7 protein-coding genes are annotated in these 7,347 nt (G+C 71.5%); 2 read left to right on the top strand and 5 right to left on the bottom strand.

Annotation, left to right across the window (positions count from 1 at the left end):
• A partial coding sequence (locus GX015_RS04855) for a ferritin-like domain-containing protein (protein ID WP_291343207.1) occupies positions 1 to 751 on the top strand: 751 nt, incomplete at its 5' end.
• Between the two features lie 4 nt (positions 752 to 755).
• On the opposite strand, the gene GX015_RS04850 is transcribed toward GX015_RS04855, so the two are convergent.
• On the bottom strand, positions 756 to 2,507 hold the full coding sequence (locus tag GX015_RS04850) for a proline--tRNA ligase (RefSeq protein ID WP_291343208.1): 1,752 nt from the start codon (positions 2,505 to 2,507) through the stop codon (positions 756 to 758).
• A gap of 100 nt (positions 2,508 to 2,607) precedes the next feature.
• Between GX015_RS04850 and GX015_RS04845 the strand changes: the two genes are divergently transcribed.
• Entirely contained in the window at positions 2,608 to 3,363 is a 756-nt protein-coding gene (locus tag GX015_RS04845) for a peroxide stress protein YaaA (RefSeq protein WP_155870364.1), read from the top strand.
• Positions 3,364 to 3,383: 20 nt separating this feature from the next.
• Here GX015_RS04845 and cobA read toward each other — a convergent pair whose 3' ends face one another.
• From cobA to GX015_RS04825, 4 genes are read right to left on the bottom strand one after another with little or no spacing between them, the layout of a single operon-like run.
• Complete coding sequence (gene cobA / locus GX015_RS04840) at positions 3,384 to 4,463, bottom strand: uroporphyrinogen-III C-methyltransferase (protein ID WP_291343204.1); 1,080 nt, start codon at positions 4,461 to 4,463, stop codon at positions 3,384 to 3,386.
• Between the two features lie 44 nt (positions 4,464 to 4,507).
• Entirely contained in the window at positions 4,508 to 5,899 is a 1,392-nt protein-coding gene (locus GX015_RS04835; RefSeq protein ID WP_291343202.1) for a cobyrinate a,c-diamide synthase, read from the bottom strand.
• Entirely contained in the window at positions 5,893 to 6,513 is a 621-nt protein-coding gene (gene cobO, locus GX015_RS04830) for a cob(I)yrinic acid a,c-diamide adenosyltransferase (protein WP_291343200.1), read from the bottom strand. Before cobO ends, GX015_RS04835 begins: the two co-directional genes overlap by 7 nt.
• Before the next feature lie 33 nt (positions 6,514 to 6,546).
• On the bottom strand, positions 6,547 to 7,188 hold the full coding sequence (locus GX015_RS04825; protein WP_291343198.1) for a hypothetical protein: 642 nt from the start codon (positions 7,186 to 7,188) through the stop codon (positions 6,547 to 6,549).
• Between the last annotated feature and the right edge of the window lie 159 nt (positions 7,189 to 7,347).

Genomic DNA, 7,347 nt, shown 5'->3' with positions numbered 1-7,347 from the left:
CGACGCCCGCGCCGCGCAGGCCGATGCGCTGGCGGCCGAGGTCACCCGCGCCTGCGGCGTCCTCGACGACGGCTCGTCCCCGCAGGAGTGCGTCGCCGCGCCCTCTCCCTTGCCCGCGGCGCCGTCCCCGGCCGATGCGCGGGCCGTACTGCTCGATTCCCGGTCCTCGCAGTTGCTTCACGACGCCCTGGGGTCGGGCCGTTCGCTCGAGGATCCGTACGAGGCGACGCTGATGTCCGCCGTCGACGGCGGCCTGGTCCTGGCGCTGCGGGGGTTGGACGTCGATTGGCGGGAGCTGACCCCGGAGTACGCCGGCGACGAGGTCCTCGACGAGGATGATGCAGCGCCGTTCGCCGACGCCCTCATCGCCGAGTACGCGCTGGTCTACGGCATGGGCGTGGCCTCCCCGCGGGTATCGGCGGACCTGCGGGCATCGACGTCGAGCAGCGCCGACCGCCACCGGCTGCTCCGCGACCGCGTCATCTCGATGCTCGACGACGCCGGGATCGCGGCCCCGCTCGCCGAAGCCGGCTACGCGACCGTCGACGGCGCCCCCTCCCCGGACGACGACGCCGCAGGATTCGCCGCCGCGCTGGAGGATGCCTGCGCCCAGGCGTGGCGCCAGGCCCTCATCAACGCGAAAGAACCCGCCGCCCGCAAGTTCGCGTTGAAGGCGGCGGGTCTGTGCCACGCCGGTGGCTCGGTCTTCCGCGGCGATGGTTCGGCCGCGCTGCCGGGGCTGCCGGCCTGACCGGCTACTTCACCAACTTGAGCACCGCGTCGACGGCGCCGTCGTAGTCGATCTCGGCGGTCTCACCGCCCATGCGGTCGCGCAGCTCCACCTTGCCGTCGGCGAAGCCGCGGCCGACCACGACCACCACCGGCATGCCCAGCAGCTCGGAGTCCTTGAACTTCACGCCCGGGCTGACCTTCGGGCGGTCGTCGAAGAGCACGGTGACTCCGGCGGCGTCGAGCTCCTCGGCGAGCTTCTCCGCCGCGGCGGCCGCTTCCGCGTCCTTGTTCGCGATGACCACGTGCGCCTGGAACGGGGCGACCGACGCCGGCCAGCGCAGGCCCCGGTCGTCGTGAAGCTGCTCCGCCACCACCGCGACCAGGCGCGAGACGCCGATGCCGTAGGAACCCATGGTCGGGCGGGAACGCTTGCCGTTGACGTCGAGGATGTCGACCTCGAACGCCTCGGTGTACTTGCGGCCCAGCTGGAAGATGTGGCCGATCTCGATGCCGCGCTGCAGCGTCAGGGTGCCCTCGCCGTCGGGGGCGGCGTCGCCCTCGCGGACCTCGGCGGCCTCGATGGTGCCCGCCGGATGGAAGTCGCGGCCGACCACCAGGTCGACGACGTGGCGGTTGGCCTCGTCGGCGCCGGTGATCCACGCGGTGCCCTCGACGACGCGGGGGTCGACGTAGAGCGGGACGTCGTTGGCGGCCAGGCCGCGCGGGCCGATGTAGCCCTTGACCAGGAAGGGATTCTTGGCGAAGTCCTTGTCCTCCAGCAGGCGCACCTCGGCGGGCGCCAGGCCGGCCTCGACGCGCTTCATGTCGACCTCGCGGTCGCCGGGCACGCCGATGCCGGTGAGCTCCCACTCCCCGCCCGGCTGGCGGATGGCCACCATGACGCACTTGAGGGTGTCGGCGCCGGTGACCTCGCGGCCCAGACCGGCCTCGTCGGAGTTGGCCCACTCGACCAGCGCCTGGATGGTCGTGGCGTCCGGGGTTTCGTGGACCACGGCCTCCGGCTTGCCCTCGATGGGCTCGGCCGGCGGCGCCGGGGTGATCACGGCCTCGACGTTGGCCGCGTAATCGGAGGCGGTGGAGCGCACGAAGGTGTCCTCGCCGGAGGGCGACACCGCCAGGAACTCCTCGGACGCGGAGCCGCCCATGGCGCCCGACGTCGCCGAGCAGATGACGTACTCCAGGCCCAGACGATCGAAGATGCGCTGGTAGGCGCCGCGGTGCAGCTGGTAGGAGGAATCCAGCCCCTCGTCGTCCATGTCGAAGGAGTACGAGTCCTTCATGATGAACTCGCGGCCGCGCATGATGCCGGCGCGCGGGCGGGCCTCGTCGCGGTACTTGGTCTGCACCTGGTACAGCGTCACGGGGAAATCCTTGTACGAGCTGTACAGGTCCTTCACCGCCAGGGCGAACATTTCCTCGTGCGTCGGGCCGAGGAGGTAGTCCGCCTTCTTGCGGTCTTTGAGGCGGAACAGGTCGTCGCCGTACTCGGTCCAGCGGTTGGACTTCTCGTAGGGCTCGCGGGGCAGCAGCGCCGGGAAAGAAATCTCCTGGGCGCCGATTCCGTCCATCTCCTCGCGCACGACGTTCTCGATGTTGCGCAGAACCTTCAGCCCCAGCGGCAGCCAGGAGTAGATGCCGGGGGCGTGGCGTCGGATGTAGCCGGCCCGGACGAGGAGCTTGTGGCTGGGGACCTCGGCATCGGCCGGGTCGTCCCGCAGGGTGCGCAGGAACAGCCGTGACATTCGCGTGATCATGGCGGTTACTCTACCGCCCGCCCGCCGTTTCGCGGTGACCGCCCGGCCTTTGCGTCGGCCGATGTCGGCGGCGGAATCGGGGCCGATAAAATCAGTCTCCATGCTGATCCTCCTGCCACCGTCGGAAACGAAGTCGACCGGGGGTTCCGGTGCGCCGCTGGACCTGTCCTCGCTGTCGTGGCCGGAGCTCGCCGACGTCCGCCGCACCATCGCCGACGACCTCGTCGCACTGTCCGCCGACCGCGACGCCGCGATGGCCGCGCTGAAGTTGGGGCCGAAGCTCGCCAACGAGGTCGACGCCAACGCCGCGCTGTTCACCTCCCCCACGGCGCCGGCGCTGGACCGCTACACGGGCGTGCTTTTCGACGCCCTCGACGCAGGTTCCCTCTCCCCCGCCGCACGCGCCCGTCTGGCGGTCGGTTCGGCGCTATTCGGCGTCGTCGGCGGCGAGGACATGATCCCCAAGTACCGCCTGTCCGGCGGTTCCAAGATCCCGCTTCACGACGGCCCATCGGCGGGTGCCACGCCCACCATGCGGGCGCGCTGGGGGAAGTCGATCACGCGGGCGCTGACCGAAGGCGACCACGGCCTCATCGTCGATTTGCGCTCGGGCACCTACATGAACCTGGGCAAGGTGCCCGGCGCCATCACCGCGACGGTGCTGACCACCGACGGCAACGTCGTCTCGCACTTCAACAAGCACCACAAGGGCCTGCTGGCCCGGGCGCTCGCGGACGCCGCCGGGACGTCGTCACGCGACATCGGTTCACTGGGCGACGCCGTGGACGTCGCCCGCGACGCGGGGCTCGATGCGCGGGCCCGAGACCGCGGGATCATCATCACGGTGCCGGCCTAGGCACCCGCGCGGGCGGGGCGCTACCGGCCCAGCGCCACCACGTCACCGATGATCAGCACCGCCGGCGGCTTGACCTCCCGGTCGACGATCGTCTGGCCGAGGGTGCCCAAGTCGCAGTGCAGGACGCGCTGGTTCTCGGTGGTGCCCTCCTGGATGATCGCCGCCGGGGTGTCGGCGGGGCGGCCCGCGGCGACGAGCGCGTCGGCGATCTTCGGGCCGTTCTTCACGCCCATGATCACCGCCACCGTTCCGTTCATCTTGCCCAACGCATCCCAATTGACCAGGGACTTCGGGTGCCCCGGCGGAACGTGGCCCGACACGATGGTGAAGTCGTGGTTGACGCCGCGCTGGGTCACCGGGATGCCCGCCGACGCCGGCACCGAGATCGCCGAGCTGATGCCCGGCACCTCCGTGACGGGGATGCCGGCCTCGCGCAGCGCGACCAGTTCCTCGAAACCGCGGCCGAACAGGTACGGGTCGCCGCCCTTGAGGCGCACGACGAACAACCCCTGCTTGGCGCGATCGACGAGCAGCTCGTTGATGCGCTCCTGCGCCATCGCGCGGCCGTAGGGCAGCTTCGCGGCGTCGATGATCTCGACGTCCGGATCCAGCTCGCCCAGCAGCGACAGCGGGCCCAGGTGGTCGGCCAACACGACGTCGGCGAGGCGCAGCAGGCGGCGGCCCTCGACGGTGATCAGGTCCGGATGGCCGGGGCCACCGCCGACGAGGGCGACGGTGCCTGCGAGATGGCCCGCGCGGGAGGCCCGGCGGCCCTTGAATTCCTGGGCGTGCTGGGCGGCGCCGTCGGTGGCGTCGTCGACGAGGACACCGTGCAGGTTCGACTGCACCATCACCTCGCGCAGCAGGTCCGGGTCGGTGACCACGACCATGCGCTTGCCCCACAGCATCGCCGGGGTGAAGGGGGTGCGCCACAGTCGGATGCGACCGCGCTCGGCCCAGCCTTCGATGCCCGGCGAGATGTCGCCGCCCTCGCAGACGATCACTTCGGCGCCCGCGTCGACCAGGCCCGGAATGACGCGCTCGGCCACCGTCGATGCGCCGACGACGAGAACGCGGCTCCCCTTCAACATCAAAGTCATGAAGGAATCTTATCGCTTGCGCGCGCAACCGCGCGCACCGGCCCTCAGCCGCAGGATTCGACGAAGGACCGGAGGACCCCGGGCGCCCCTGCGGGATGTACGTGCAGGTAGGACGCATGAACGCGGCCATCCGGGGACACGAATCCCTCGGTGACGGCGTCGCCGCCCCAGCCGCGCCAGCCCCATGCGGGAGTCCAACCGGCGGCATGGGCCGCGGCGGCGGCGCCCTCATCGAGGCGGGTCTTGTGGAACTCGTGGCCCGTCGCCCGGTCCCCGACCGCACCCAGCGCCGACTCCGACAGCATCGTCGCGGTGCGGTATCCGAGGCTGAGCCGCCCCATCGACGCCGAGCCCGGGATGACGCCGCACATGCGGTGCCCGCCCAGCGATTCCAGCAACCACAGCAGTCCCGCGCATTCGGCGTGCACGGCGCCGCCGTCGGCGACCAGCGCGCGCACGGCGGCGGCGAGGTCGTCGCGCGCGGCGAGGTCGGCGGCGTGCTCCTCCGGGAATCCCCCGGGCACGACGAGCCCGTCGGCGTCCGGCAGGTCGTCGATGAGCGGGTCGAACACCTCGACCCTGGCCCCGGCCGCCGCCAGCAGTTCCGCATGCTCCGCGTAGGCGAAGGTGAACGCGGGCCCTCCGGCGAGCGCGATGCGGGGACCCGCATTCCCGCTTGACGACGACCCCGCGCCGATCGCCGTCACCGGATCCCACGGCTCGAAGCCGGAACGGACGTTGGCCAGTCCGATCACCGCATCGAGGTCGACGTGCTTCTCCACGAGATCGGCCATCATCGCCACGGCGGCGTGGGCTTCTTCGCCGCCCTCCGCGGCCGTGACCAGGCCGAGGTGCCGCGACGGCACCTCGATGCCGTCCACGCGCGGGATCGCGCCGAGCACCGGCACCCCGACCGCCTCGATGGCGTCGCGGACGACGGCTTCGTGACGGTCGGAGCCGACGCGGTTGATGATCGCCCCCGCGACGTGGACGCGGTCGTCCATCGTGGCGAAGCCGTGGACCAGCGCCGAGGCCGACTGGCTCATGTGGCGGGCGTCGACGACGAGGATCACCGGCATGCCCAGCAGGCGGGCGATTTCCGCGGTCGACGCGCTGGCGTCGAGGGGATCTCCGCCGATCCGGCCGTCGAAAAGCCCCATGACGCCCTCGACGATGCCGACGTCCAGGCCCACCGACCCGTGCGCGTACAACGGGCCGATGAGGTCCGGGCCGCACATCACGGAATCGAGGTTGCGGCCCGGGCGGCCTGCGGCGATGGAGTGGTAGCCGGGGTCGATGTAGTCGGGGCCGACCTTGAACGGGGCGACGGACATCCGGCGCGCGAGCGCCGCGATGAGACCGGTGGCGATGGTCGTCTTGCCGGTGCCGGAGGCCGGCGCCGCGATGACGACGCCGGGGGCGAGCGGGTCTACCACTCGATGCCCTTCTGCCCCTTGCGGCCGGCGTCCATGGGGTGCTTGTGCTTGGTCATCTCGGTGACCAGGTCGGCGACCTCGATGAGCTCGGGGGCGGCGTCGCGGCCGGTGATGACCACGTGCTGGCGGCCCGGGCGATTGGCCAGCGTCTCCGCGACGTCGGCCGCGTCGACCCAGCCCCACTTGATGGGGTAGGTGAATTCGTCGAGGACGTAGAAGTCGTGCTCCTCGGCGGCGAGGCGGCGCTTGATCTCCGCCCAGCCCTCGGCGGCGTCGCGGGCGTGGTCTTCCTCGGAGCCCTTCTTGCGCGACCAGGACCAGCCCTCGCCCATCTTGTGCCACTGGACGGCGCCGCCCTCGCCGGTTTCGTCGTGGAGCTCGCCGAGGCGCTTGAACACGGTCTCCTCGCCGACCTTCCACTTCGCGGACTTCACGAACTGGAACACGCCGATGTTCAGCCCCTGGTTCCACGCGCGCAGGGCCATGCCGAACGCCGCGGTCGACTTTCCCTTGCCGTGGCCGGTGTGGACCGCGGTGATGGGCAGCTGGCGGCGCTGCCGCGTCGTGAGCCCGTCATCGGGAATGTTCTTCGGATCAACCTGTCCCTGTGCCATGGCCGACATATTAGCCGGGGTCACCGCCGTCGGTTACCTCGCCCGGCCCTCGTTCTCCAGCCACCGCTCCCGCGCCTCGTCGAAGGCCGCCCGGGAACGCATCTGGATGCTGGTCGTCTCCGGTGCGGGCCCGCGCCCGGCGGCCACGAGACCCCGCAGCCTGGCGACGGCCGCGGCGACGTCCGGGCCGACGTCGGCCCCCTTGGCCAGCGTCGCCCGGGGCAGCTCGATGGCGTAGCGGGAATCGCCGAAGGGGACGTGGTCGGGGTTGGCGCCGTCGTAGTCGAGTTCGGCCTCCCCCACCCCGGCCTGGGCCAGACCATCGAGCGCGTCGAGGATGATCGCGAGCGATTCGTCCTCATCTGCGGTCTCGGCGACGTCGTCGCCCGCTCCCTTCAACTCGCCGGTGAACCAGGCCGTCACCGTGTGCAGCGTCTTGTCGGCGGGCGGGTTCGCATCGGCGTTGAGCTGCCGCCACTGGCCCACCAGATCCCACTCGTCGGCCTCGCCCCCTGGTTCGACGTCCGAGACGGAGAACCCAGCGTCGACGGCGCCGAGGCGGGCGCCGATCGCCAGGGCGAGACGTCCGAGCAGGAGGTCGGCGCGCCAACGTTCCGCGAAGATCGTGATCTCGATGACGTTGACTGCGATGGGCTCCGCGTCGTGGGCGTTCATGCATGCGAGCGTACCGGCCGACGCAACCCCCGGCTCACGCGCCGACCGCCGCCTTCACCACGCCGGCGACGGCGTCCGCCTTGAGGTCTTCGATCCGCAGGCACGGTGCCCCGAGCTGCGACGCCAGCTCCTTGGCCAGCCCCAGCCGCACGCGGCCTG

Source organism: Corynebacterium sp. (assembly GCF_012837295.1).
GTDB lineage: Bacteria > Actinomycetota > Actinomycetes > Mycobacteriales > Mycobacteriaceae > Corynebacterium.
This window is presented reverse-complemented; position numbering and strand designations above follow the sequence as displayed.